This window comes from Kiloniella majae (assembly GCF_002118315.1).
Lineage (GTDB): Bacteria > Pseudomonadota > Alphaproteobacteria > Kiloniellales > Kiloniellaceae > Kiloniella > Kiloniella majae.
Map to the genome: position 1 here is coordinate 1 of NZ_MTSZ01000043.1, position 251 is coordinate 251.

1 protein-coding gene is annotated in these 251 nt (G+C 58.2%); it reads left to right on the plus strand.

The window, feature by feature from the left end; all coding sequences use genetic code 11:
* The coding region (locus tag BKB51_RS21030) for a hypothetical protein (protein WP_420843509.1) at window positions 1-186 on the plus strand (186 nt) is incomplete at its 5' end.
* Window positions 187-251 lie beyond the last annotated feature (65 nt).

A 251-nucleotide genomic window follows, 5' to 3' on the forward strand; every position in this document is an offset into this window, starting at 1 on the left:
ACCGGAACGGGAAGGGGGAGAAGCAAGAAGGGAAGGGCAGAGGAGAAGGGGGGAAAGGAAAGAGGGAGAAGCAGGAGAAAAAGGAAAGAGAAAGCGGAAACAAAGAGGGGGAGACAGAAAGGAGGAAGGAGAGGGGGGAAGAGAAGGGGGTGGGAGCGCGGGGCCTTGAAACTCAGTGTAGGTTAAAAGCGGGGTACGTGCCCGCGAGGACACGGGGGCAAGGAGGGGGAAGACAGAAAAAGAGAAGGCGC